Source organism: Lysinibacillus sphaericus, assembly GCF_006864135.1.
GTDB lineage: Bacteria > Bacillota > Bacilli > Bacillales_A > Planococcaceae > Lysinibacillus.
Map to the genome: position 1 here is coordinate 1 of NZ_SADV01000024.1, position 26,340 is coordinate 26,340.

At 36.1% G+C, this 26,340-nt stretch carries 21 protein-coding genes and 2 pseudogenes; 4 read left to right on the forward strand and 19 right to left on the reverse strand.

The features are described 5' to 3' along the window. On the forward strand, positions 1 to 438 hold a 438-nt coding region (locus tag C7Y47_RS19965), incomplete at its 5' end, for an IS30 family transposase (protein WP_142509085.1). Between the two features lie 356 nt (positions 439 to 794). Here C7Y47_RS19965 and C7Y47_RS19970 read toward each other — a convergent pair. The 11 genes and pseudogenes from C7Y47_RS19970 to hemW form a co-directional block, all read right to left on the reverse strand. Then, on the reverse strand, positions 795 to 1,580 hold the full coding sequence (locus C7Y47_RS19970; protein ID WP_142510353.1) for a CsxC family protein: 786 nt from the start codon (positions 1,578 to 1,580) through the stop codon (positions 795 to 797). A 137-nt stretch (positions 1,581 to 1,717) separates the two neighbouring features. Next, positions 1,718 to 3,262, reverse strand: a complete 1,545-nt coding sequence (locus tag C7Y47_RS19975) for a BC_2427 family protein (protein ID WP_142510354.1) — start codon at positions 3,260 to 3,262, stop codon at positions 1,718 to 1,720. Between the two features lie 507 nt (positions 3,263 to 3,769). Beyond that, positions 3,770 to 4,591, reverse strand: a complete 822-nt coding sequence (locus C7Y47_RS19980) for a CsxC family protein (protein ID WP_142510355.1) — start codon at positions 4,589 to 4,591, stop codon at positions 3,770 to 3,772. Positions 4,592 to 5,048: 457 nt separating this feature from the next. Then, positions 5,049 to 5,471: pseudogene (locus tag C7Y47_RS19985) on the reverse strand (transposase); the annotation flags it as partial. A gap of 478 nt (positions 5,472 to 5,949) precedes the next feature. Beyond that, a complete protein-coding gene (locus C7Y47_RS19990; protein ID WP_142510357.1) occupies positions 5,950 to 6,687 on the reverse strand; it encodes a 16S rRNA (uracil(1498)-N(3))-methyltransferase in 738 nt (245 codons plus the stop codon). Between the two features lie 82 nt (positions 6,688 to 6,769). Next, positions 6,770 to 7,711 (reverse strand): 50S ribosomal protein L11 methyltransferase, encoded by a 942-nt coding sequence (prmA, locus tag C7Y47_RS19995; RefSeq protein ID WP_142510358.1) that lies wholly within the window; start codon positions 7,709 to 7,711, stop codon positions 6,770 to 6,772. Between the two features lie 21 nt (positions 7,712 to 7,732). Continuing rightward, positions 7,733 to 8,851, reverse strand: coding sequence for a molecular chaperone DnaJ (gene dnaJ, locus C7Y47_RS20000; RefSeq protein ID WP_142510359.1), 1,119 nt, complete (start codon positions 8,849 to 8,851; stop codon positions 7,733 to 7,735). Between the two features lie 233 nt (positions 8,852 to 9,084). Further along, positions 9,085 to 10,923 carry a molecular chaperone DnaK gene (gene dnaK, locus C7Y47_RS20005; RefSeq protein ID WP_142510360.1) on the reverse strand — a complete coding sequence of 613 codons (1,839 nt, stop codon included), beginning with the start codon at positions 10,921 to 10,923 and terminating at the stop codon, positions 9,085 to 9,087. A 75-nt stretch (positions 10,924 to 10,998) separates the two neighbouring features. Continuing rightward, a complete protein-coding gene (gene grpE / locus C7Y47_RS20010; protein ID WP_142510361.1) occupies positions 10,999 to 11,565 on the reverse strand; it encodes a nucleotide exchange factor GrpE in 567 nt (188 codons plus the stop codon). Between the two features lie 17 nt (positions 11,566 to 11,582). Continuing rightward, complete coding sequence (gene hrcA, locus C7Y47_RS20015) at positions 11,583 to 12,611, reverse strand: heat-inducible transcriptional repressor HrcA (protein WP_142510362.1); 1,029 nt, start codon at positions 12,609 to 12,611, stop codon at positions 11,583 to 11,585. 89 nt (positions 12,612 to 12,700) lie between these two features. Next, positions 12,701 to 13,846, reverse strand: coding sequence for a radical SAM family heme chaperone HemW (gene hemW, locus C7Y47_RS20020; protein WP_142510409.1), 1,146 nt, complete (start codon positions 13,844 to 13,846; stop codon positions 12,701 to 12,703). A gap of 205 nt (positions 13,847 to 14,051) precedes the next feature. Here hemW and C7Y47_RS26165 point away from each other — a divergent pair. After that, a pseudogene (locus tag C7Y47_RS26165) lies at positions 14,052 to 14,144 on the forward strand (hypothetical protein); the annotation flags it as partial. A 685-nt stretch (positions 14,145 to 14,829) separates the two neighbouring features. On the opposite strand, the gene chrA reads toward C7Y47_RS26165, so the two are convergent. From chrA to C7Y47_RS20040, 3 genes are all read right to left on the reverse strand, one after another. Beyond that, the gene (gene chrA / locus C7Y47_RS20030; protein WP_142510363.1) at positions 14,830 to 15,990 is read right to left on the reverse strand and encodes a chromate efflux transporter; all 1,161 of its coding nucleotides are present in this window, start codon (positions 15,988 to 15,990) and stop codon (positions 14,830 to 14,832) included. Between the two features lie 111 nt (positions 15,991 to 16,101). Then, positions 16,102 to 16,947, reverse strand: coding sequence for a DUF4179 domain-containing protein (locus tag C7Y47_RS20035; RefSeq protein WP_255505276.1), 846 nt, complete (start codon positions 16,945 to 16,947; stop codon positions 16,102 to 16,104). Between the two features lie 383 nt (positions 16,948 to 17,330). Beyond that, a complete protein-coding gene (locus C7Y47_RS20040) occupies positions 17,331 to 18,521 on the reverse strand; it encodes a DHH family phosphoesterase (protein ID WP_142510364.1) in 1,191 nt (396 codons plus the stop codon). Positions 18,522 to 19,036: 515 nt separating this feature from the next. Between C7Y47_RS20040 and C7Y47_RS20045 the strand changes: the two genes are divergently transcribed. Together C7Y47_RS20045 and C7Y47_RS20050 are read left to right on the forward strand one after the other, a co-directional pair. Continuing rightward, positions 19,037 to 20,686, forward strand: a complete 1,650-nt coding sequence (locus tag C7Y47_RS20045; protein ID WP_142510365.1) for a pyridoxal phosphate-dependent decarboxylase family protein — start codon at positions 19,037 to 19,039, stop codon at positions 20,684 to 20,686. Further along, positions 20,655 to 22,361 carry a methyl-accepting chemotaxis protein gene (locus C7Y47_RS20050; RefSeq protein WP_255505277.1) on the forward strand — a complete coding sequence of 569 codons (1,707 nt, stop codon included), beginning with the start codon at positions 20,655 to 20,657 and terminating at the stop codon, positions 22,359 to 22,361. Before C7Y47_RS20045 ends, C7Y47_RS20050 begins: the two co-directional genes overlap by 32 nt. Before the next feature lie 89 nt (positions 22,362 to 22,450). Here the strand turns inward: C7Y47_RS20050 and C7Y47_RS20055 are convergent, their stop codons facing one another. The 5 genes from C7Y47_RS20055 to C7Y47_RS20075 all read right to left on the reverse strand — a co-directional run bounded on the left by C7Y47_RS20055 (position 22,451) and on the right by C7Y47_RS20075 (position 26,105). Beyond that, complete coding sequence (locus C7Y47_RS20055; protein WP_142510367.1) at positions 22,451 to 23,407, reverse strand: SDR family NAD(P)-dependent oxidoreductase; 957 nt, start codon at positions 23,405 to 23,407, stop codon at positions 22,451 to 22,453. 81 nt (positions 23,408 to 23,488) lie between these two features. After that, positions 23,489 to 24,061 (reverse strand): TetR/AcrR family transcriptional regulator, encoded by a 573-nt coding sequence (locus tag C7Y47_RS20060; RefSeq protein ID WP_142510368.1) that lies wholly within the window; start codon positions 24,059 to 24,061, stop codon positions 23,489 to 23,491. A 150-nt stretch (positions 24,062 to 24,211) separates the two neighbouring features. Beyond that, positions 24,212 to 24,637: a GatB/YqeY domain-containing protein gene (locus C7Y47_RS20065; protein ID WP_132356853.1), complete on the reverse strand. Its 426-nt coding sequence runs from the start codon at positions 24,635 to 24,637 to the stop codon at positions 24,212 to 24,214. 102 nt (positions 24,638 to 24,739) lie between these two features. Further along, complete coding sequence (locus C7Y47_RS20070) at positions 24,740 to 25,042, reverse strand: hypothetical protein (protein ID WP_142510369.1); 303 nt, start codon at positions 25,040 to 25,042, stop codon at positions 24,740 to 24,742. A 304-nt stretch (positions 25,043 to 25,346) separates the two neighbouring features. Further along, entirely contained in the window at positions 25,347 to 26,105 is a 759-nt protein-coding gene (locus C7Y47_RS20075) for a formate/nitrite transporter family protein (RefSeq protein WP_142510370.1), read from the reverse strand. Between the last annotated feature and the right edge of the window lie 235 nt (positions 26,106 to 26,340).

Here is a 26,340-nt window from a genome sequence, read left to right on the forward strand (position 1 = left end):
GGACGTGGGAAAGCAAAAGGTTGTGTAGCAACATTTATTGAGCGAATGACACGGTGGTATGTTGGCTTTTTGATACCGGATCGCTCAGCTCAATCAATGGAAAGAGCAGTACGTCTACTTCATACTAAATTACCCAAAGGCGCTATAAAAACAGCCACAACAGACCGAGGTAAAGAATTTAGCTGCTATAAAGTGTTAGAAAATAACTTGAAAATTGATGTTTATTTTGCGGATGCCTATTCTTCTTGGCAGCGCGGAAGTAATGAAAATGGGAATGGATTACTTCGCGAGTTCTTCCCTAAGAAAACAAATTTTGAAGAAGTATCACCAGAAGAACTAACAGAATCATTAAACTATATCAACAACCGACCAAGAAAATGTCTTGGTTGGAAGACTGCAAACGAGGCTTTTAATGAGCAATTGTTGCACTTAATTTGACAAATCATCGAATAAAAAAACAGGCACTATAGTATTGAGTACCTGCTTGTTCATAGGCTGTTCCACTAAAACCAAAATCCTTTTTGCTCCATTTTATTTTAAGGCCCTGCTATTCCCTACATCATTTAACAACCCTCTAGCTCCTCCTAAAACACCCATGTAAGAAATCAATTCCATTGGTTATAAAATTATAAAAAGGCAGTTGAAAATTAGATGCAACCTAACATTCAACTGCCTACTCAAATATTGGATTTTTATTAGTGCCCATTAAATATTACATAGTTGTTGTTTTTCCAAATACATTTTTAAAAGAGAACTACCTTTACTTGTTCTGCTCCTCTAAAAACTAGAGATTATCATAGACTAGTAGGAGGAGTAAGTCCGAAAAGATCAGGAGTTATTACATTAGTGCCAGCTCCAAGGCGGACTTGTTGAACTTGCAGAACTTTTACAGTAAGCTCCAGTACAATTTTTTCACGCAGTGTGCTGAAAGTACATTCTGGTGCTGCCATAATTGGTGAGAAATCAAGTTCAAAGAAGTTTGCAGCTACTAACTCGCCAAATGGTTGTTCATTATATTTCACCAGGTTTTGGAAGAAAGCCTTATCCAATCGAGCATCCATTTGCGTTTTTTCATTAAGGAAGTTCGCTTCGGCAAACTCGGAAATTCCTAAGATCGGAGTAGGGCCTCCAGGTGTTTGTGGGAAAGTAAGGTCTGTAAAACCAGAAAACTGAACATCGGCAATTCTATCACGAAGTGCCCCATTACATGCAGATGAAGCATATTCTATATTTTTGCGAATATGTCCTGCTACAAATAATTTAGCCCTTGTTACCTTAAAAAAGTCAGTGTTGTCAATACGCGCAAAGCTAACCGGTACTAATTTAACTTGATTTAAGAATACATTTTTTTTCACTCTTTTGATTTCAGTTGCTGCAGGAGTGAGCGAAATATCCGACTCCACAACGATTTGAACTGTTGGTTCAGCAAGTACAACTGGAACTTTAATAGTTGGAGCCGTAACCGGTGTAGCGATTACTGGAGTAATAGCACTAGTTAATGGTATTTGTTCAGTTGATGCCACTGGGCAAGGTTCGGCTTTACTAACGTGATTAACTTGATTATCTAATTGATCACTCAAAATGTTCCCTCTTTTCATTTTTTTTATGAGAGTACTCATATCGTTAGAATATGTAGGGATTTAATCCATATATGGACATATACACTAGTTTTTTTAAAAAAGAGTTTTTTGAGCAGAGATATATGCTTAAGTATCCTTTAGATCTTAGGCACTCGAATTTTTTGTGCTTGTAGCAAATGAATGATTATTTCTAATACAATGTTTTGACACATTTGATTTGAATGAATTAATGACTCATTTTGTGCAGGTACTGCTTTCCCAATGTGGGATGCTGTATATTCAATACTCTGATGAATATAACCTTCAATAAATAAATTCCCCCTCAATGCTGAACATGTCCCATTACCTAATGATTGAGAAAATTGATTAGGAACGAATCTACAATTGGTTAATACTACCTCATTCAAGATATCTTTAACCCCCTCAATTCCTTTTTCAAATACGATCTTCTCTTCAAGGCATATTTCTATTTTATATTCCCCTACTACAACTGGCGCTCTAATGTGCATAAAGTCACCGGAACTGTAAGTGTGATAATCGGTTTCTCCTTTTTTAGTTGATTGTGTGTTATGTAAGGGAACAACAACTGATTTAGACGGATTACTCTTCTGATTATTTTTATCATAAGTATCAGTTTTCATTAAAAATGTAATTTGATTAATTTTTGAGTGAACCAAACGACAATCAGGTTGTTCAGGATAATCCGTTGTAGTACTAAATAGTTTGGTTTCAAATTGCGGAGTAAGATGATTGTTTGGATCAAGAAAATCAAATGTATTTTTAACAACCTCCCCACAGATAGGAGCATGAAGAAAATCATCAATTTCTACGTGAGTAGAGAATGGGCTTTTTTTGGTTTTAGAATATACTTCCCCTTGTACTGTCCCAGGAAATGCATGAACACGATCTGTAAAATTGTTATTCTCCATCTCTTCTGAATCAATAAGACAAATTATTTTCTTCCCAGCATCGGATTCAGAAGGACTACAAGTTTCACGTTTGGAGTTTAGTCGGTTTGTAAAATCCTGTTCTTCCAAAGGTTTGGTTTCTTCTGCATCTTCTATATTAAGAGGATCATTCATTTTATCCTCTATATTAGTTTCAGGAGGAATGACGGAATCTAAACAAGCTACAAAATTCTGCTCTTCCATGGGCTTGGTCTCATCTGTATCTTCTGAATCAAGGGGATCATTCATTTCACCCCCTACATTCGTTTCAAAAGGAATAAGTAGTTCATAGTTGGAATCTAGATGGGCTACAAAATCCTGTTCTTCCACAGACTTGGTTTCATCTGCTTCTTCTGTATCAAGAGGATCATTCATTTCATCCCCTACATTAGTTTCAGAAGGAATGAGTTTTTCACAATTGGAATCTATAGGAGATACATAATTCTGTTCTTCCACAGGCTTGGTTTCTTCTACATCGTCTGTATTAAGAGGAGTATCCATTTCATCCCCTACATTCGTTTCAGAAGGAATAAGTAGTTCACAATTGGAATCTACATGTGATGCAAGGCTAGATTCACTTTCTTTTTCTATATCAAGGAAATCATTTATAAAATCGGAATAAGGAGAATTCTGTTGCGATGCTTGATCCATTTCGATGGGTTCAATTTGACAATTATATTTTTGTTCGGAACTTATCTCTTTCATCACTTTATAGTTAATCCATGGAGTTTGCATTCGTCCACTCCCAAATAATGTTTATTGTGAAACATTTGATCCATAAAATCCTACGATAAGAGAAACATGTTCAAAATCGTTTTCTTCAGGAAAAAACAGCTAAACACTTTTTCTCCTGTTTTTGCTCGAATATATTTATAGATGTGTAAAGCTTTTAATGAATGCCCCTTTTTTTAAAATATTGTCAAACGATTATGAGCTACTTTTATTTTGATCTAGGTATTGCACTAATTACAATCCATTTTATGCTTTATTTTTTCTTTTGTCACAGAGCACTTTCCAATTCAGTTAGCAATTAAGATACCCATGTGTTTGAGAGACGATAGCATCCAAAATTTTATCTATCCATTATTTTGTTTTCAACTCCATTATTTGATAGATCCTTTAATACAAAAAGCAGTTGAAAGTTCGATTTAACCGAACTTTCAACTGCCAACAAAAATTTTAGATTTTTTTAGTGCCTACGAAATGCCCGTTATTGTCTATTTTGCTCCTCTAAATCCGAGATTAACAACAAGGATTAGAAGGAGGAGTTGGAGTAGGAGTTGGAGTAGGAGGACTAACTGGAGGAGTAAGCCCTGTAAGAACAGGAGTTATAACACTAGTGCCTGCTCCAAGACGAATTTGTTGAACTTGCAGTACTTTTACTGTAAGCTCTAGCACGATTTTTTCACGTAATGTGTCGAAAGTGCCTTCTGGTGTTGCCATAACTGGTGAAAAATCAAGTTCAAAGAAGTTTGCAGCTACTAACTCGCCAAATGGTTGTTCATTGTATTTAACTAGATTTTGGAAGAATGCTTTATCCAATCGAGCATCCATTTGCGTAGTTTCATTAAGGAAGTTCGCTTCGGCAAACTCAGAAATTCCTAAAATCGGAGTAGGGCCTCCAAGTGTTTGTGGGAACGTAAGGTCTGTAAAACCTGAAAACGGAACATCGGCAATTCTATCTTGGAGTGCCGCGTTACATGCTGCTGTAGCATATTCTATATTTTTACGAATATGTCCTGCTACAAATAATTTAGCTCTTGTTACCGCAAAAAAGTCAGTAGTGCCAATACGCGCAAAAGCAACAGGCACTAGTTTTACTTGATTTAGGAATACATTTTTTTTCACTCTTTTGATTTCAGTTGCTGCAGGTGTAAGCGTAATATCCGACTCTACAACAATTTGAAGTGTTGGTTCTGCAAGTACAACCGGAACTTTAATAGTTGGCGTCACTAACGGTGTAGCAACTACTGGAGTAACCTCAGTAGTTAATGGTATTTGTTCTGTTGATGTTACTGGACAAGGTTCGACTTGATTAACTTGAATATCTAATTGATCACTCAAAAAAATTCCCTCTTTTCATTTTTTAGTATTAGGAGCGCTCTATAGTAGAATATGAAGAACTTAAAACTATACATGGACTTGTATACTAGTTTATTTACTTATAATAAAAATGGGATTTTTGAGTTGAGTCTTACTTGTGTTTTAAAGCTTTTCTTTAAACTCGGTCCTCACAGTTAAATCGCTGAATTATTCACTTACTTTTTCCCATAATACGAAAAATGCCGAATCCAACCCAACTAACTAAACTACTATTGAAACGGTAATTGGTATTTTACCTACTTCATGTAAACAAATACTAAATCATTCAGGAAAGGAAATAGTATATAGTCCTGTAGCAATTAAGGTTGCAGAATAGATCATAGAAGCAATGACACAAATAAATAATTAAGATATTTACTTCAGTTCATCACGGGAGATAAAACACTAAAAAACGGGCTTCTCCCCAAAATCGGTATCCATCTATGGCGAGATGTTCATCATGTAGAAAGCCCTCTGTCATGGCTATTTGTATCAATGTATCTTGCATCACTTCAAGTACATCGGATTGACTAATGACATCAATCATTCGAGAATAAGACGCTTCAGAAGGCACAATATCCGAAACAAGAAAACCACAATCCAAACGGAATAAAGGATCGTTGACCAAACGTTTAATTAAACCCTTGATCGTTGGAATACGCTCTACTATGCGAATAATTAGGGATTGAATCATCGCACCGTAATTTAATTCACGTGGGGCACCACGTAATGTCTTTTTTGAAAACAACTGAAAAATAGGTTGTACGTCGAAAGTGGCAAAAATCGCATCAAAACGACGGGAACTTTCCATTTCCATTAATTCTTGGATGTCAAATAGGCTCATTTGTTTTACAATAGTCATAGGGCATTCACCTTATTCAGTAGGGTTAGTTTAGACGCTACCATTATACCGAATTTGGGGATGTGCCCGTTTTTTATTGTTTCAGAACCCTTGATACTAAAGGGATTTGGATTATGAAATTAACTCAACTACCAATAAAACAACAACGACTTTGAAAAATAATTATTTCTTACAAGTTCCTAAATAAAAACTAAAATGAATGTCAATAATAATAGGGAAATATTTAAATGGGGATTTTACTAAAAAATTAAACCTATTTTAACGAGTCTGTTTTGGACTACAATGTAAAAGAGCCGATTCAATTTTTTTTGAATCGGCTCTTTTTGTTAGGATTATTAATAAAAAACAGTCATTGATTGTGGTCTTTTCCTATTCCTTCAAACCTTGCAATGACTGCACTTACACGTCATTACATTGCAGTTTACCCATGCACAGCCATTGTTTGAAAAGGCTCTTTTGACAAGGCTAAATGCCTATTTCATTCAAATTCATAAGATATTGCAGACAGTGCATATAGTGGCGCTGTTTCTGCACGTAAAATGCGGGGTCCTAATGACATCGTTTGGGCACCGGCTTGAAGCAGTGCATCTGCTTCTTTTCTAGCAATGCCACCTTCTGGACCAAAGATAATAAGAACGGATTTCGACTTCTTGTCATACACTTTTTTTAACTTCTCCGCAAATCTTGTGCGTTGTTGTGCTTTTGCATCCTCTTCATCTGCTATAAATACGGCGTCGAAACGGCCAACTTGTTCTAGTAGCTGTTTAAAAGAGATTGGTTCATAAATTTCTGGGATATGTGTACGATGGGATTGCTCAGCTGCTTCTTTTGCAATTTTTTGTAGCCGCTCTTGCTTTTTGGCACCCTTCTTTTTATCCCATTTAACGATGGAACGCTCTGCTTCAAATGGCATTAGGGCAAACATTCCAAGCTCCGTTGCCTTTTGCGTAATAAGTTCTAGTTTATCGCCCTTTGGCAAACCACATGCCACTGTTACATGAACAGGTAACTCTGGAGAAGGAATAATTTCACCTGTAGTTTGAACGTGTACCTCATCGGCTTCGAAGGCTACAATTTCACATATATGAGCGGTATTTTGTGCAACTACAACGATTTTGTCGCCTTCTTTCATTCGCATTACTCGTTCAATATGTCGCGCATCCTCTCCACTAATACGTGCTTCCTCAATGGTCGTCTCAATAAAATAGCGTTGCATGTTACCATACTCCTTTATAGCAAGAAGAGAAAACGCCAAATCGCCAGCACTCGGCTCACGATTTGGCGCTTCCTCAATCAATTTATTGTGGTCGACGGGCAATGATCGCTACCCAATCTTCCATTAGTAATACTTCTTCGACTACAAACCCTGAAGCTTCTAGTGCTACTTTTACATCATCACGTTTCGCGCCAATGATGCCTGAAGTGACATATAATCCACCCGGTTTAACAACTGAAAATGCATCGTCAGTAAAGGACATAATAATTTCCGCTAAAATATTAGCCACAACGACATCAGCTGGTTCCTTAACTGTATCCAATAGATTTCCATGGAATACAGATACTTTATCATCTACTTTGTTTAATGCAACATTTTCTTGTGCTGAACGAACAGCTACTTCGTCTAAATCAAGTGCATGTACGCTCTTAGCTCCTAGTAAAGCTGCACCAATTGATAGAACGCCTGAACCTGTACCGATATCGATAACCGTATCGCCCTCTTTTACAACCTTCTCAAGCCCTTGTAAGCACATAACAGTTGTAGGGTGTGTTCCTGTACCAAAGGCCATACCAGGATCTAATTCAATCATTAATTCATCTGTTGATACTGGTACATATTCTTCCCATGTTGGTACAATCGTAAAGCGTTCAGAAATTTTTACAGGATGATAATATTGCTTCCATGCTGTTGCCCAATCTTCCTCGTTAACCTCCACAATCGATACAACATTTTCACCAATATCGATGTTGAAGTTCGTTAAATTTGTTATAGCCGCCTTAATTTCTTCGACTGTTTCATTTAAAAAACTAGACTCCGATAAGTACGCCTTAACAATAACACCATCTCTCGGAAAATCCGCTTCATTTAGCGCATAAATTTCACCATACTGATCCTCTCGTGGCTTCGCAAATTCTGCAGAATCCTCAATAACTACACCACTTGCCCCTGCTTCATGCAAAATATTCGAAATTGCTTCTACCGCTTCATTTTTTGTATGAATGGATAATTCTGACCACTTCACGTAGCTCTTCAGCTCCTCTAATTATTCACCTTGGAATTTTTTCTTAATTTTATCGAATAGTGAGCTTCCTTGTTCTTCAGGAATGTCACCACTGATTTCCGCAAATTCACGTAGTAATTGCTTTTGTCTTTCAGTTAATTTTTCTGGCGTTACAACTTTTACTGTTACATATTGATTTCCTGTACCATAGCCATGTACATTTTTGACACCTTTGTCTTTTAGACGGAATTGCGCACCTGACTGTGTTCCCACAGGAATACGTAGTTTTACTTTTCCATGAACCGTTGGGACTTCTATTTCATCACCAAGAGCTGCTTGTGGGAATGTCAGTTTTAGTTCGTAATAAATATCATCGCCATCACGTTCAAACTCTTTATGTCCTTGAACGCGGAACATAATATATAAATCCCCCGCCGGGCCGCCATTTATACCTGGCTCTCCTTGACCAGACACACGAATTTGCTGACCATCATCCACACCTGCTGGAATGTTAACTTTAATTTTCTTACGTTTCTGAACGTTTCCTTCGCCACGACAAGTTGAACATTTTTCTTTAATGTTTTTACCTGTACCATGACATGTAGTACAAGTTCGACGATTCATCATACGGCCGAAAGGTGTATCTACAGCTTGATTTACTTGACCCGCACCTTGACATGTTGAACATGTTTCAGGATTAGTACCTGGTTTTGCACCCGAACCGTGACAAGTATCACATAATTCATCTTTCGGAATTTCGATTTCTGTTTCTTTCCCGAAAATTGCTTCTTCAAATGTAATATTCATACGATATTGAAGGTCGTCACCTTTGCGTGGTGCGTTCGGATCCTGACGGCGACCGCCACCACCAAAGAATGAGCTGAAAATATCCTCGAAGCCGCCAAAGCCGCCGCCCCCGAAGCCACCACCAAAGCCTGCATTTGGATCTTCATGGCCAAATTGATCATAGCGTGCTTTTTTCTGATCGTCACTTAAAACTTCATAAGCTTCAGCGATTTCTTTGAATTTTTCATCTGCACCTGGCTCTTTATTAAGGTCAGGATGGTATTGTTTTGATAATTTACGGTATGCTTTTTTAATTTCATCTTTAGAAGCCGATTTCGTTAAACCAAGCACCTCGTAGTAATCGCGTTTCTCCATGATTCACACTCCGCTCTTTTTGCATAAAATCTATTGTATCACGCAGTTTAAAAAACTGCCTCTATTTTATTATTAAATATTCATTAAAAATGTTGCATATATGTTTTTTCACATTTCTCGCACATAACCTATGCATCTAGACGATTAATTGTGAGTGGATATATCTAAGATAAAGAGAAAAGCCAAAGCCGCAAGCGGTCTTTGGCTTCTTCACTCAACTGTGTTACTTACTATTATTTATCTTCTTTTACTTCTTCAAAATCAGCGTCTACGATATCATCTTTTTTACCAGCGCCAGCATCTGCACCAGCATCGCCACCTTGAGCTGCTTGAGCAGCTGCTGCAGCTTGTTCATATACTTTCATAACTAATGGCTGTAATACGCCTTCTAGTTTTTCTTTAGCAGATTTAATGCCTTCTAATTCGCCAGCTTCAAGCGCTTTTTTCAGTTCATCACGAGCATCTTCAACAGATTTTTTCTCATCTTCTGTAATTTGTTCGCCTAAGTCAGCAATTGTTTTGTCAACTTGGAACACTAATTGGTCAGCTTCGTTGCGAAGATCTGCTTCTTCTTTGCGTTTAGTATCCGCTTCAGCATTTGCTTCAGCATCTTTTACCATACGCTCGATTTCTTCATCAGATAAACCAGAATCAGATTGAATAACAATAGTTTGTTCTTTGTTTGTACCAAGGTCTTTCGCTTTAACAGATACGATACCATTTTTATCAATATCGAATGTTACTTCGATTTGTGGTACACCACGCGGTGCTGGTGGGATATCCGATAATTGGAAGCGGCCTAATGTTTTATTGTCTGCCGCCATTGAGCGTTCACCTTGTAGTACGTGAATATCTACTGCTGGTTGGTTGTCCGCTGCAGTTGAGAATACTTGTGATTTAGATGTTGGGATCGTAGTGTTACGGTCGATTAATTTTGTGAATACGCCACCCATAGTCTCGATACCTAATGAAAGTGGAGTTACGTCAAGTAAAACTACGTCTTTTACATCACCAGTTAATACGCCACCTTGAACAGCAGCACCCATCGCTACAACCTCGTCAGGGTTTACACCGCGGTGTGGCTCTTTATTAGTTTCTTTACGTACAGCTTCTTGTACTGCTGGAATACGTGTAGAACCACCAACTAAGATTACTTGGTCAATTTCAGATGTTGAAAGACCTGCATCAGATAATGCTTGACGTACTGGACCTACTGTACGGTTTACTAATGGTAATGTAATTTCGTCAAATTTTGCACGAGTTAAAGCAATTTCTAAGTGCAATGGACCAGCTTCACCAGCAGTAATGAATGGTAAAGAAATTTGAGTAGATGTTACACCTGATAAGTCTTTTTTCGCTTTTTCAGCCGCATCTTTAAGACGTTGCATAGCCATTTTATCTTTAGAAAGGTCAATGCCGTTTTCTTTTTTGAATTCTGCTACAAGATACTCGATGATAGCATCGTCGAAATCGTCCCCACCTAGTTTGTTATCACCAGCTGTTGCTAATACTTCAAATACACCGTCACCTAATTCAAGAATAGATACGTCAAACGTACCGCCACCAAGGTCAAATACTAATACCTTTTGATCTGTATCTTGTTTGTCTAAACCATAAGCAAGTGCAGCAGCTGTTGGTTCGTTGATAATACGCTCTACTTCTAAACCTGCGATTTTACCAGCATCTTTAGTAGCTTGACGTTGAGCGTCGTTGAAGTAAGCAGGTACAGTAATTACTGCTTTTGTTACTTTTTCACCTAAGTAGTCTTCAGCATAGCCTTTTAAGTATTGAAGAATCATTGCAGAAACTTCTTGTGGAGTATATTCTTTATCTTCCACTTTAACTTTTTCAGATGTACCCATTTTAGATTTAATAGAAATAATTGTGTTAGGATTTGTTACTGATTGACGTTTCGCTACTTCACCAACTTGACGTTCGCCATTTTTAAACGCAACAACAGATGGTGTTGTACGGTTCCCCTCTGGATTTGGAATTACTTTTGGTTCTCCGCCTTCAAGTACAGAAACACAAGAGTTTGTTGTTCCTAAGTCAATACCGATAATTTTGCTCATAAAAATTTCCTCCTATTATTTAAACGCAAATGATGCGTTTTCTATCTAAATGTAATAAATTAAATAGTACTAAGTCTATTCGTTTACAGATACCATTGTTGGGCGTAATACACGATCCTTTAACATATAGCCTTTTTGAAGCTCGCGTAAGACAACACCCGTCTCTTTTTCACTATCTTGCTCTTGCATGACAGCTTGGTGAATATTAGGGTCAAATTGCTCCCCTTCAGCTTTAATAATCTGTAAGCCTTCCTTCTCAGCAGCTTCTATCAGAGAACGGTACACCATTTCAATACCTTTCACGATGGAAGCAGTTTCTTCAGAAGTCGCTTCAACTTGTAAGGCACGTTCAAAATTATCAATTACTGGCAATAAATCAGACAGTAAGCTCTGAGCGCGATACTTTTCAGCAGCCTCACGATCAAGTTGATTGCGGCGGCGAATATTATCGAAGTCAGCACGTAAGCGTAAATGACGATTTTCCTCGTCGTCTAGCTTTGCTTGTAACTCAGCTAGCTTTGCTTCATACTGTTCTTCGATTGTTAATTCCGCTTTTTGTTCTTCTACTACTTCTGTTTCTTCTACCACATTTTCAGCTTGTAAATCCTGTACAAGGTCTTTGTTTTCAGTTTTTTCCGTCACTTTTATCCTCCTCATTATCAATCACTACGATTCTTCGTAAAGGCTTGTGTTAAATCCAAGCGCATTACGTCTAGTAAAGCAACAACACGTTTATAATCCATTCGTGTTGGACCAATAATTGCTATAGCCCCTTGCTGATCTTCACCAATAGAATAAGTGGTCGTAATGACACTACAGTTTTCCATTTCTAGTTGTTTATTTTCTGAACCAATACGAATGTGAATGCCCGATTCATTAGGATGGAAGAGTGACTGCACTTGGCTAGTCGTTTCCATTAAGTCCAAAATCATTCGGACTTTATTTAAATCGTGGAATTCAGGTTGGTTGAACATATTTGTTTTACCACCATAGAAAATTTTACTTTCTGAATTATGCATCGTCGCTGTCACGAGAGCGTGAATAAAATCATCCGCTGATCGAACATGCTGGTGTAATACTGTTAGCACTTCAGCTTCGAGTTTTTTATGAATATCCTCTAATGAAACACCAACTAGTCGTTCATTTAAGATATTAACCATTTTCTCTAAATCAGTAGCGGTAAAATTAGGCGGTAAACTAAACATGCGATTTTCAACATGCCCGTTATTCGTTACGATAATCGCTACTGCTGTATCGCTAGAAAGTGGCACAACTGAAAATCGTTTTACTCGATGTCTTTGAACATCTGGTCCTAAAAGAATCGATGTATACGAGGTCAGTTCTGATAAAATATTGGCTGACTTTCTGATAATATGCTCTACTTCTACTAAGCGATCGTTAAAAATTGATTGGATTTGCTGAATATCCCTCGAATTAATGCCTTGGGGATTCAACAAATGATCTACATAAAATCTATAACCCTTTTCCGAAGGCACTCGACCAGAGGAAGTGTGCGTTTTTTCTAAGAAGCCTAATTCCTCTAAATCCGCCATTTCATTTCGAATTGTGGCTGGACTAAATGTAATCTCTTGCTTTTTGGAGATTTGGCGAGAACCTACCGGCTGTGCAAACATAATAAAGTCATCTACGATAGCTTGCAATATTTGTAATTGCCGATTTGTTAGCATGATTATCACCTCTGTTAGCACTCAACTAAGAGGAGTGCTAATACTATTATTAAGTTATCAAATCCTACATTTTATGTCAACGATATCGCTCAATCTTCTAGTAAAAATTGTTGAAATACTTCATTACCTACAAAGCGACCTTTTCGCGTAAGTCGAATTCCTTTAGTATCCTGTTCCAAAAGACCTTCTGAAACTAACTTTTCTATGACATATGAGTAATCCCTATACATTGATTCTTTAAATTTTTCTTCATATATAGAGTGTGTAATTCCTTCTGTTTTACGCAAACCTAAAAACATTTGCTCTTCGCGTTTCTCATTCTCTGTCACAACATGCTCATAGACAATTGGTAGTTCCCCTGCATTTACTGCATCCATATACTTTTTCAATGGTCCATGATTTGAATAACGCTGACCCGCTAAATACCCATGAGCACCAGCACCAAATCCTGCATATTCATCATTTTCCCAGTATATTTTATTATGTTTAGAACTGAAACCAGATTGAGCAAAGTTACTTATTTCGTATTGTTGAAGTCCATGCGCCTCCATCTGGTTCATTAGCACATCGTACATATCCGCTTCAAGATCTTCAGTTGGCAAATGGAGCTTCCCTTTTGTGTATTGATTATAAAAAATCGTTTTTGGCTCCACTATTAGTGAATAAGCCGAATAATGTGGTATTTCAAGAGCGAACGCTTTTTCTAAGGTGTCCTTCCATTGTGCCATCGTCTGACCCGGCAACCCGTACATTAAATCCAAACTAATATTTCTAAAGCCTACCTTTTTCGCCAAGGCAATTGTTTCATAAACATGATTGTTGCTATGAGTACGACCAATTTTCTTTAACAACTCTTGATCAAAGGATTGTACACCCATACTTAAGCGATTTACACCACCGTCAAACAATGCTTGCATTTTTGCTTCTGAAAGCTCGTCCGGATTGGCCTCTGATGTAAATTCTGTCACATTGTCCATCGGAATATACGTACGAATAAGCTCAAGAAGTCTGTCTATTTGTTTAGGTGATAGTGCTGTTGGTGTACCGCCACCAAGAAATATCGTTTCGATTTGCTTAAAACTCTCGGGATATTTTTTTGTCGCAAGCTCCATCTCCTTGCCAAGCATTTCTATATATTCATCCACTGGTTGATTTTTAAAATAAAATTTATTGAAATCGCAATAATTACAAATTTGATGACAAAAAGGAATATGAATGTAAACACCTCGTGCCATAACTATCCCTTCTTTCTCGTTAGTCTTTTCCATTTCCTCATTATAAACAATAGCGGCACGGAACGCCATGAATCAAGTTAGGAAAATAACTAAATCAAAACTATGTTACTTTAACGTTATTATCCGAAAATTCACACCTTTGTGTTGTGCTAACTAAAAACAAGAAATGGAGTAATCATGATGGACATAATTTTTAAAGCAACAACCGCAACAGAAAATGATGATGACACCTCAATTACACACATCTTTTGAATTACTACAATATACAACACTTGAACTTGCGACAATTTCTGTATGAACAGCAATTAGAGAATATCGTAAAGAGTTAGGAATACCAGCAGCAAACAAACGAAAGGCAATATAAATTTTACAGCCCATCCATATAATCATTGTTCTAACATGAAAACGATTTTCCTATACTGAATGTGGTTTTGGCTATACGTCCTTTCGCGAGAAGAAATAGCAAGAAATAGACCCCTTAAATTTCTTAAAAGCAAAAAAATAGTATGCTTGAAGGCTCCTCAAGCACACTATTTTCTCTTTTGGATAACCCACATCTTGTCAATATCCAATATTTATACTATCGACACTCATATACTCGCAATAACAACACTTCCAATAGTTACAGTCGTGAATCCATCCACTAGCATTGGTGTTAAAATTTCACTGGAAATTTTTTCTGTTCATCATCCTTTTTGCCAATACTTCTACTTACTTCCTCATATACGATGTAGTCTCCCGGAAAACCAAATGTAGTGTTAACTCTACTGTACATACAAACGAGGAGCTATATATCCGCAAAATTCTAAAGCAGTGTAACGGCAATATTTCAGCCGCTGCTAACAATTTAATATTTCTCGCCAATCTCTACAGCATTATATGAAGAAACTAGCGATTCGAAAAGAAGCGTTTATTTAAGCTTTCAATTCATTTCACAAAAAAATCAACAGCAATGCAATAATGGTTTTGATTTTTTTGTATCCTTAATAACATACAATTCCTACGCAAATGCCAATTAGTACGAGCAAATAAGGTTGAACTTTCCAATTCATCAAGCACCATAAAAAAGCGGCTACAAGTAGTATGTCTAGACCATTTTGAATTGTCTGTGTCACAATCGGATGAATAAAAGCTGCGGCTAATATTCCAACAACTGCTGCGTTTGCACCAGCCATCGCCCCTCTTAATCCGGCGAAACGATTAAGAGCTAGCCAAAAAGGCATTGCCCCTATTATTAGCAAAAATGCCGGTAAAAAAATAGCTATCGTTGCGATAATGGCCCCAGGTACTCCAGCAATGACCATACCTATGTAGGAAGCAAAGGTAAATAATGGACCTGGGACTGCCTGTGTCAATCCGTATCCTGCCAAAAAATCTGAAGAACTTATTAACCCACTTTGGACAAACTGTGCCTCTAGTAAAGGCAATACGACATGACCTCCACCAAACACTAATGCACCTGATAGATAAAACTTGTCAAGGATCGTAAACCATTCATATTGAATGAGTGGGCTAACAATTGGTAAACCAACAAGAAGTATTACAAACAGTGCTAAAAAACATTTACCTGTCGTTTTTGAAATAGGTACAACCGTTTCTTCTGGATTCTCTCTTTGATTGATTTTCTTAAAAAATTGATAGCCGAGAAAAGAAGCTACAATAATAGTCGTCACTTGAGCAAGTGGATGGACCCACAAAAGCACTGCCACCAGTGCCAACAAAGCGATTATAAGATGGCGAATACTAAGGATTAATTTTTTTGACATATCAAAAATAGCTTGTGCAACAATCGCAATCGCCACCAATTTTAAACCATGAATCCACCCCATATCCATCTCTGTATGTACAGAGAAATACGCAAATGCCATAAGTAGCAAAACTGACGGCAATGTAAAACCAACAAATGACACAATACTCCCAAATAAACCGCCTCTTAATAAGCCAATCCCCATCCCTACCTGACTCGATGCTGGCCCAGGTAAAAATTGACTGAGTGCAACAAGCTGACTGTAGTCATAATCAGATAACCATTTACGCTTCTGAACATATTCATTTTGAAAATACCCTAAATGTGCAGTGGGGCCACCAAAAGATGTACAACCTAATGTAAGCGAAACTAAAAAAATCTCCCATAACCTTCGCAATATTTTCAACTACTTTCCATGTCGTCTATATTTATAGTACAAGGGGTAATCAACCTTTTGGTTTAAGATATTGTAAAGTTTTAAAAAAATATGAGAGTCATGTTTTCGATCTTAATCTCCAATCTTGACGGCAGAGCCAAGCTCACTTCCATTTGCAGCTACCGGAATAAGCTCATAGCTCTTCCCCGTTAAATACAATGCATCGAGGCGAACACCCCACTTTGTATACTCTTCATTCAAAGGATATGCTACGTTAAATGGCCAAGATTCCCCTGTTACTGAGTGGATTTTAAAATGCAACGCTTCATTGAGTAAGCTTTTCTCTGAATGAAAGTATATTGTTGTTGATATAGGTGTAGAAACAACCTCCTCTATTGTTATTTCCTGACCATCTAAAAGCTTTACTTTTTTCTCAACAGGGAAGACCTTTCTATCTTCTTGTAATTGCTCTTGTGAAGCTTCCACTTGAAATTCCCACGGCACGTCAATTTTTTTTTCGCCGTTCCAGTCGTTATAACGAATATCTAAGTTTAATATTTTATCATCTGGTAGTTCACTTAATTTCACACTACTATAAATTGTATAGGTTTTATCAGATTGTTGGATAGTCTGTCCTCCATTTCTAACCGTGAACTCTTTTCCATTCACAAAAACCTGTGGAAAGAAAAAGATTCGGTAGTCGAAATTTAAGCCTTTTACTGGTTTAAAGGTAGCATTCAGTAGTATTTGATTATCATCAATAATTATTTCATTTAATGTTAAACGTCCGAGACTATTTTCAGCAGTTTTATCGATCACTGTTTTGTAGGCTTCAAAATTTAAATCCTTCTTAAACAAAAAATAATAAACAATTACACAAGTAGCTACCAATAAAAGCAATACAACAATAAACCATATTTTCCGCCCCCGATTTTCCTTAGGCTCACTCTCGACAAGAAGCATATCATTGGACACCATGTACACCTCATTTTAAGAAAGTATGTCATCACAAATGCTTTTTATTTATTGTAGTTTTCAATTGGACATTATATAACCTCTAACGATGTCAAGGTTTGGCTGATTTCACTATGTATCTATAGAAATAATTTAAATTCCTTTTATGTGTTTAAAACAATTAGTACGGCAACCACCTTTTTAGTTTAACGAACACTTTCAAGAATTATCGCTCAACTTTTGAATTTTATCGATTAACTTTCATGTTTTATCACCCAACTTTTGAATTTTATCGATTAACTTTCACGTTTTATCTCCCAACTTCTGAATTTTATCGACATCCACCTCCCCAAGAGTAAAAAAAGATTCACACACAAAACTGTGCGTAAATCCTTTATCCTTTATCCTTACTCTTGATGACGAACCTTTTTGGCTTCTTCCATTAAATAATCTACAAATAACTCATCTTTCACTAACCATGCTTGATAATTTCTTTTTAAAAACCATTCTGCTTCATAAAAACTTGTAAAGATTTGATCTAATGGAAGTTTATTTTTTTCAATTACCCAATCAAAGTCACTTATTGAATATAGGAGGAAAAATTCTCCCTTAAGGTTTTTATACATTGTCCCAAAAGAAGAGAACCTTAAATTATAGCGATTTCGTTTCGCATCCTCTGGTATTGGTGCTATATGAAATATTTGTGCCACGTACTGCTCATAAGCTTCATCTGTTAAAGAGCAACCCGCTGCTTTTTGATGCCCTCCCCCTCCGAATTCTGCTGCAATTGCCGAAACATCTATGTGATCATGAATCGTACGAAATGAAATTTTTTTGCCACCCATATTTAATATAGCTATAAAATCGAGGTGTACATTTTCTTTTCCCAATTCATTACCAAGCTCTGAATGATACGATTCTGCATAAACCACACCTGTAAAGTATTCTCCGATCGATGTTTGCACTAACTCCCTTTTCTTTCGACGGATGTACCGTGCTATCTTCTCCTCTTCCATTGTTAAAATTTTCTTTTCAAATTCATTGAAGTCAAAATGTTCGCTAGTCTTTAAACGTTCAAGCATTTTTTCTTCAAACTCTTCGATTGATACTAAAAAAAAGAGTGCATTGAGTCGACGTGCTTGCTGATTATCATTCTTTTCCCACTCCCACGTATCGTACTGTCTCACTAATTCTACAAATTCTGTGATGGCATTCCTTTGTTCTAAAAATCCATGTGTAACAAGATACTGATAAAGTAAAGACGTGGCGGATGTTAAATTGCCCTTCTCATCTTCTATTGATACTTTACCCCATTCATAATCGTTTAAATGAAAAGCCGTTTTATGATGATCAAGCAATTGAACTTTACCCGTTGCGATATAATAGTCATTTAACCTCCTTTCATTTTCCTCGTTTGGAGATAAATCAGTAATAAATAAAAACGTATCTTGTTCGTTATTGTCTAAAAAATACTCAATTTCACGGTCCAACGCTGAAATTGAATTGTACTTAACCTTCACTTGATCTTGAAAGGCAAGCTTGGCTAAAATCCCGCAGCCTACTCCATCTAAATCATTATGCGATAGCAATTTATACATTTTTTCACCTCAATATTAGTATGGTTTATCATTGAAAAAATTATCGGTATTGTAAGACGTGTTTATGTGATATGCTCCCCATCACTAGACAGATGAAAAACTTATGTAGAATCTTTTTTGATTAAAAGTAAATTAATATATATTTTTTTCGCTTAATAGTCATAAAGCATTAAAATATTCACCACTCTTAAATAAATCAATATTATTTTTAGAATAGTATTTATTGTAAAAAAATTTACCTCCTTAAAGCAATTTTCCATCATTCACTTTGTAACAATTTATATATAAAGACATAAAACCCTTTAAATCCAACATTTACAAACATAATCTATTATAATATTTTTCCATATATTTCACTCCTAGTAAATCAGATTATTTGGAAATAACTGAAATTAACCATCCTATAAAATATAAATTCATTTTTTGTTATAATATGTTATTATAATTTTAGTAAAACGACCTATTTTTGTTAAATAAAAAAATAGAGGAAAAACGAACTAAAAAGGATGATGAACATGAAAAAAATCCAACAATTATTCCAAAGCGAAGATGGTAATATCGAACAAAGGGAGAATTTTTTATCCCTATTAGAGAAAATTGTTACATCATTAGATGAGTTAAAAAACCCAAAAACAACAACTCTTGGACCAATGAAAGAGCGCTCTGACAATTTCTATAAAGAGTTAATGCAAGAAAATCAAGTACCAACTTCAGGTGTCGGACTTGATCAGGTTGTGAATGATTTAACGCAATTGATGCAAGGACATCCTTACCATACACGTAACTTTGTAACAAATGTTTTACCAATGGCTAGCATTCCTGGTATATTAGGACAATTCACAAATGCGCTGCTTAACGGTAACAATCTATGGGATGTATACGGACCTGCTGCCGCAGAATGTGAGGTAAAGGTAGTAGCAATGATGTCGAAATTAGTTGGCTACGACTATACTCAAAGCTTTGGTTACACAACTTGGGGTGGACAAGGGGCTGTTTTCAGTGGACTTCGTCTTGCGATTGCTAAACAATTCCCTAACGCAAAAGAAGATGGCGTACCAAATAATTTATATTGCTTTGCTTCAGAAAATGCACATTACAGCTTATTAAAATCAATTGAAGCAGTAGGCATCGGTAGCAAACATTTAATTCGTATTAAAGCTGGCAAAGACCATTCAATGGATATCGAAGATTTACGTATGCGTATGACTGAAGTGATCGAAAATGGTGGTATTCCAGTGTACGTAGTTGCTACAACAGGCGCTACAGATCAATTTGCCATTGATGATGTACAAGCAATCAAAAAAGTTACAACTGACCTTGAACAAAAACATTCATTAAAACCTATACATATTCACGCTGATTCAGCTTTAGGTGGTTTTTACGCATTTTTCAACGATTATGATTTTAAGGCAAATCCACTTCAGTTAGAGACTACTGTTTTACAAGCACTGGAACAAATTAAAGAACGTATGCAATATCTACCTATTGCAGATAGCCTTTGCTTCGACTTCCAAAAGCTTGGTCAAACGCCTTATTTAACAAGCTTATTCTTAATAAAAGAAGGGAAACATTTACAGCTTTTAGATATTGAGGACTTCGACACACCTTATGTTGGTAATCGAGGCTATGGTTCTTATCATACAGGTTATACATTAGAGTGCTCTCGTATGGGTAGTTCAATTGCTATTTACGCTGCATTACAGGCGTTTGGGAAAGAAGGTTACCAACAAATATTAGCAAATTATGTGCGTGTAAATTTAGCATTCCGTGCGCAGTTAGCAGAGAAAATTTCAATGTTACAAGTAGTCAATGAGTCTAATATTGGACCAGTTACAGCATTTCGTTTGTATCCTGAAGGCTTTAATTGGAAATCTGAACAATCAGGTAGCTATACACAAGATCAGATTGAATATATTAATGGCCTTAACGCTTCTTTATTTGAAATTATAGGAGAAGGTCGCGACGAAGTATTTTTCGGTGATACTACACGAGTTTGCACTGTCAACACTAGTGATACAAAACAACAAATTCCAGTCGCTGCCGCAAAATTCTTTTCAATCTCTCCTTATACAGAGACGGAACATATTAGTGATATGATTCATTTTTTACAACAAAAGGTGAAAGTATTGGAGGATGTTAAAGTTGAGTATAGTCAAAAAATTTAAAAGCTCTTTACTCTATAAATATATTGCTAGTTTTACTATTCCAATTGCTATTATTTCGGTCATATTTAGTATCGTATTATTTATTTCGTCTTATCAGATTATCGATAATTTTGTTATTACACAATTTGAGACATCATTAGAGGTAATATCTCAAACAATTTTTGATGATATAGATAAAGAAGATGTCAAAGCTGCAGATAACGGCGATAAGGATAAATATGAAGGAATATTAAATAAGTTAAATGAAACAATGAACGAGTACGATATTCAAAATGCTTACGTTCTTTCACGTGCAAATGGCAAAGAACATATTGTGGCATTAAGTAAGAAAGATGATTATCAAGAGGGCTATGTTTTTACTAAGGACATGAATGAAGCGCTAAATACTGGAACCGTTCAATCTAGTGATATTTATAAAGATGAATACGGTATTCATAAATCCATTTTTGTACCATTTAAAGATACGGATATTCTTTTTGGTTTAGATATGGACGCTTCCTTCATTTCTAAACTTCAAACCAAGACTCTTTGGACTTGTATCATTATGACCGTGATGTTTTTGATATTCGGCTTTATTGTGGCTTATTTCATTAGTAAAGGGATTATAAAACCAATTAAAAATATGACTAACTATGTTGGTAAGGTAGCACAAGGAGACTTAGCCGTTGAACCACTTCAAATAAAGGGTTCTAATGAAATTGCACAGCTTTCTGAAGGCATTGAAAATATGACAGAAGACTTACGCTCACTTATTCAACAAATTGCTGAAAATGCTGAGCAAGTAGCTGCTATGTCTGAAGAATTATCGGCAGGTTCTGAGCAAACAAGTGCCTCAATTCAACAAATTACATCTTCAATGCAAGATGTAGCTGCAGGATCAGATAAACAAACTTCCTCTATTGAAGAAGTAGAAAGTCATATTACGACAATCTCCACAAAGATGTCAGAAGTTGTATCGAGCGTGAATGATGTCACTACTAAAGCATTTAGTGCCTCTTCTATTTCAGAAAAAGGCAATACGACGATTCAAAGTGCTACAGAAAAGATGGTTGTCACATCTAATGCTATTCAAGAGGCTTCAAAAGTTGTGGAACGTTTAAGCACATACTCAAATGAGATTGGCGACATTGTAACCTTAATTAATGAGATTACAGATCAAACAAATTTACTCGCTCTAAATGCTTCTATTGAAGCGGCACGTGCTGGTGAGCATGGTAAAGGCTTCGCGGTTGTAGCTGAAGAAGTACGTAAACTTGCTGACCAATCATTAGCGGCAACCAACAGTATTCGAACACGTATTGAAACGATTAAGGAAGAGTCTGTGCAAGCTGTAAAATCTATGGCAATTAGTAACAGTAACCTTGAAGAAAGCTCAATTACGTTTAATGAATCAGGTGAAGCCTTTAAAGAAATATATTCGCATATTACTTCTCTTACTCAAGAAATGGATTCTGTCAATAATATCATTTCCAATATTAATGACGGGGTTAGCAACATTGCAATTTCTGTAGAGGAAGTTGGTGTAATTGCCGTTCAAGCATCAGGAAACATTCAAAATGTAGCTGCTGCTTCCGAGGAGCAGTCAGCTAGTATTGAGGAGATTACGGCGTCTTCAAATAATTTAGCTGAGATGGCACAGGAACTTCGTAATATCATACAAAAATTCAAATTATAAGAATAACTAATAACAAAAATCCGCTATATTTTCTAAAGGTAAGTTTTAGTTTTACCTTTAGAAGATTATGCGGATTTTTTCATTAACTCTTAAAAGTTCTTCTCTAATTTTAATGTTCTCTTGTTCATCCAGGCAAGCGTTTCTTCTAGCCCTACTCGATATGAAGTACGTGGTAAAGCGCCTATCTCCTTTTCGTATTTTTCTCCACTTAAAATGACTGGTTCTTCGGTTAAATACAACATTTCGACTACTTCCCTCATATCAGGGGTAAATATTCCAATAAATTGGATCATGCCTTTAGAAACTGTACGAATGCCTTTTTTGAAACCTGTAATTTCACGTAAAATTTTTACTAGTTCTTCCCCTGTAATTGGATGAACGGCTGGCACGTTCCAATTCTGATTATATGTGTCGTCACGTAAAGCAAGCTCAACCATAGCCTTTGCGCCATCAACTGTATAAAGGAATTCCCTTTTCACCTGCATATTTCCTACAAAATTGGCTTTTTTACCTTGCGCTACATTTTTTAACGTTTCATAGAGTATTGTATTCTCTGCATTTGGTCCGTATAAATCCGGGAAATGTACAATTAACGAGGGTACATTACTGTTTTTTAATTTATTTTCCATCATTAAACGAATTTTCCCTTTTTTCGTTTGTGGTTCCTTTTTAGCTTGCTCTATTACAGGGTTTGTTGATTGTCTTCCATAGGCATAAATATTATCTACTAGTGCAATTTTCGCTCCTCTCCTTTCTGCTATGTTCATCACCATGTCTACACATCGCATATGGAGTTTTTCCCAATCTTGATATGGAAAGCTAATAGCATGAAAAATAATATCCACACCATTTGAAGCTTTCATCAAATCCTGTTCATTAAATACATCACCCGAAATGATTTCTACATTTTTGTGATGCTGAAAAAGTGCAACTAACTTTTCTTTATTTCTAGCAAATGCCTTCACCTGTATATTTCGACTTACTAGTTCATTTACTAGTGCATATCCCATACCACCAGATGCCCCAATAACCAATGCTGTTTGCAAATTAATTCCCCCTTCGTTAATTAACCACTGGTCAAATAACTTTGAAATGAAAGCTCTAGATTTTTTTACTAGAGCTACTCTTTAAATAGTTAAAGCTTTGATAAGAAATTTTGCATGAGCATCCACTGCTTCTTTCGCTTCTTCATAATTTTTTACATAATGACGATAATGTGCAACAAATCCATGAAGAGCAATGAATGTAGAATGTATATCTGAAATTAACAGTTCAGTCTTTGATAAGGACTGTACAGATTGTGCAAATTTTTCATAACTAAGGTTCGCTGCCTCTTGTGAAAGCCCATCGATTTCGCTATCTCTTATCATAAACATTAATTCATACTGGCTTTGATTATTTAAACCAAACGCCATATAACCTACAAAAACATTCTGCAGTTTCGTGTTATGATCTTCAGGACCATTCACTGTTTCATCTAAAGTATTATTTAGTTCAGAAAAATAATCACCTAAAATCGCATAAAATATTTCTGCTTTATTTTTAAAATGATAGTAAATAGCCCCATGACTACAACCTAGCTCTTTCGCAATACTACGCATTGATACTTGGTGAAAGTCCTTCGCGATAAATTGCTTATGAGCCTCATTTATAATCATTTCTTTCGTCAAATCTTTTGTTGACGGCTTACGTGGCGACATAATTATCCCCCTTATTGACCAGTGGTTAATAAATAGTATATAGTTGTTTTCATTTTTGTTCAATATGACACTAACATTGAACAAAAATAATTTTGGGAGCTAAAAAACAATCTCTTACCACTTGAGAGTAGGAGATTGTTTCTAACAACTTTAAATTAAACTCTTCACAACTTTTGAAATAACAGCGCCTTCAGCCTGACCAGTTAACAAAGGTTTTGCAATTTTCATTGCTTCCCCCATGTTCATTCCTTTTGCAATGCCTGCTGCCACAAGTTTTTCTGCAATTTCTTCTTCAGTTAATTGCTTCGGTAAAAATGATTTTAAAAGTGCTAATTTTGCTTCCTCTTTTTCAATTAAGTCAGCTCGCCCTGCATTTTGAGCACCCTCTAAAGCCTGATTTGTTTGCTTCACTTCACGATTTATAATAGCCATTTCCTCTTCAGACGATAAAGCCTCCCCCTTTTCTTTTTCAGCTAAATCTAGAGCAGACTTCAAAAGCGATAATACGCCTTTTGCTAATACATTCTTTTCTCTCATTGCCTGTTTTAATTGTTCAAATACCTCTGTTTTTAACAATGTTTTCACTCCTTCGTGGCATCATTATACCATAAAAAAATACCGTAACCTTTAGGGATACCGTAGCGTGTGTCACGAAATTATGCCGAGGCATAATTAATACTATTTTACTTGTTTAAGCATAGTTACTTCAGCTTTTGTCGTTATTAAATCCGATGATATAATATCAAATTTTGCATCTACAAGATCAATTTTTCGACTTAAATTTTGTTCAACTTTGTCTAATCTTTTTTCCAACGCTTCGTTTTTTTCTTCCAGTCGTTTCTCAGCTACATCAATTTTTTCTTCTAATCTCTTCTCAACTGCTTCGATTTGTTGTTGAAGATCTGCTTTCATGTCTTGCATTTGCTTTGAAAGCTCTAAAATTGCTTGAAGAATCGTATGTTGGTTGACTTCTTGTTCCATTTTTGAGTTCCTCCGCTCTTATATATATTACATTATCTATTAATTTCACGCATTAATCACAATAAAAATAGGTAGAGTTACATAAGCAACTCTACCAATCATTCTATCTACGATTTATCTTAAAGTCAAAGTATTAAGAGATGGAATTTGTCAAGTATTTCATCCGTTAATTTCACTTGATATAATCGTATCACTTTATATTCCTGTTATATAAACAGGTCCTTACAATCACTTCTCAAATTGCCATGGCACCAGTATTTTACTCCAATGAAACTGATTGCATTAGCAATATCTAGTGATTTAATTAATCTCTGCCATTTACCCAATACACAAAACCAATAACAGCTCCACCAATAATATTACCTATTGTAACAGGTAATAAATTTGACATGGCTCCACTAAACGATACTAGTTCACCATGAGGTATGAGGAGCGCAAGAGAAAACAATGTCATATTTGCTATACAATGCTCAAATCCAATTGTGACAAATGGGAAAATACAGCAGAAAATCATCACTAATTTTCCAGTCTCTGTTTTTAATTTATAGGTGCACCATACGGCCAAACATACTAGCAAATTACATAAAATACCCCGACATAAAAGTTCAACGAAGCTACCACTCATCTTAGCTGTAGCTAGTTTTTCAATGTAAGTTGCTATGTCTCCGCCTGCTAGCCCTGAGTAAAAAAATAATGCGGCTGCTAACAGAGAACCAAAGAAGTTTCCTATGTAACTAAATGTCCAAATGCCCAACATCTCTAATGGTGATGATTTTTTTGATAGTGTACTAACCGTTAAAACTAGATTATCACCGGTAAATAAATTGGCTCCAGCCATCATGACCATACTAAGTGCCACACCAAATGATAACCCTTGTACGATCTTCGTACTCGGTACCCCAGCCGGACTTAATAAGCCCCCTATAGTAGTGATGAGCAAAATTCCAAATCCGATAAAAAGTCCACCAAAAATAGCTAACAATAAATAATTAGCAGGCTTTTGCTTCATCATGTTAATTTTTGTTTCAGCTGTTATACAAACTGAAGAAATTGTCTCTTTCATACTTTCATCTCCCAAACAACATCAAGCTAATTTAATAACTCATTTTTAACGCTGGTCTCAAGTAGTCATCGGTTTCCACTCTAACCAACTTTTATACAAGGCTTACATTTTAACAAATTATTATTCCAAAATATCGTTAATTAGCAAATTTAAAGTAAATTCCTCCAAATATACATATAATCATGCACTATTACTTTCTGTGAAGACATCAATTTGTATTTCCGGTTACTCGCTT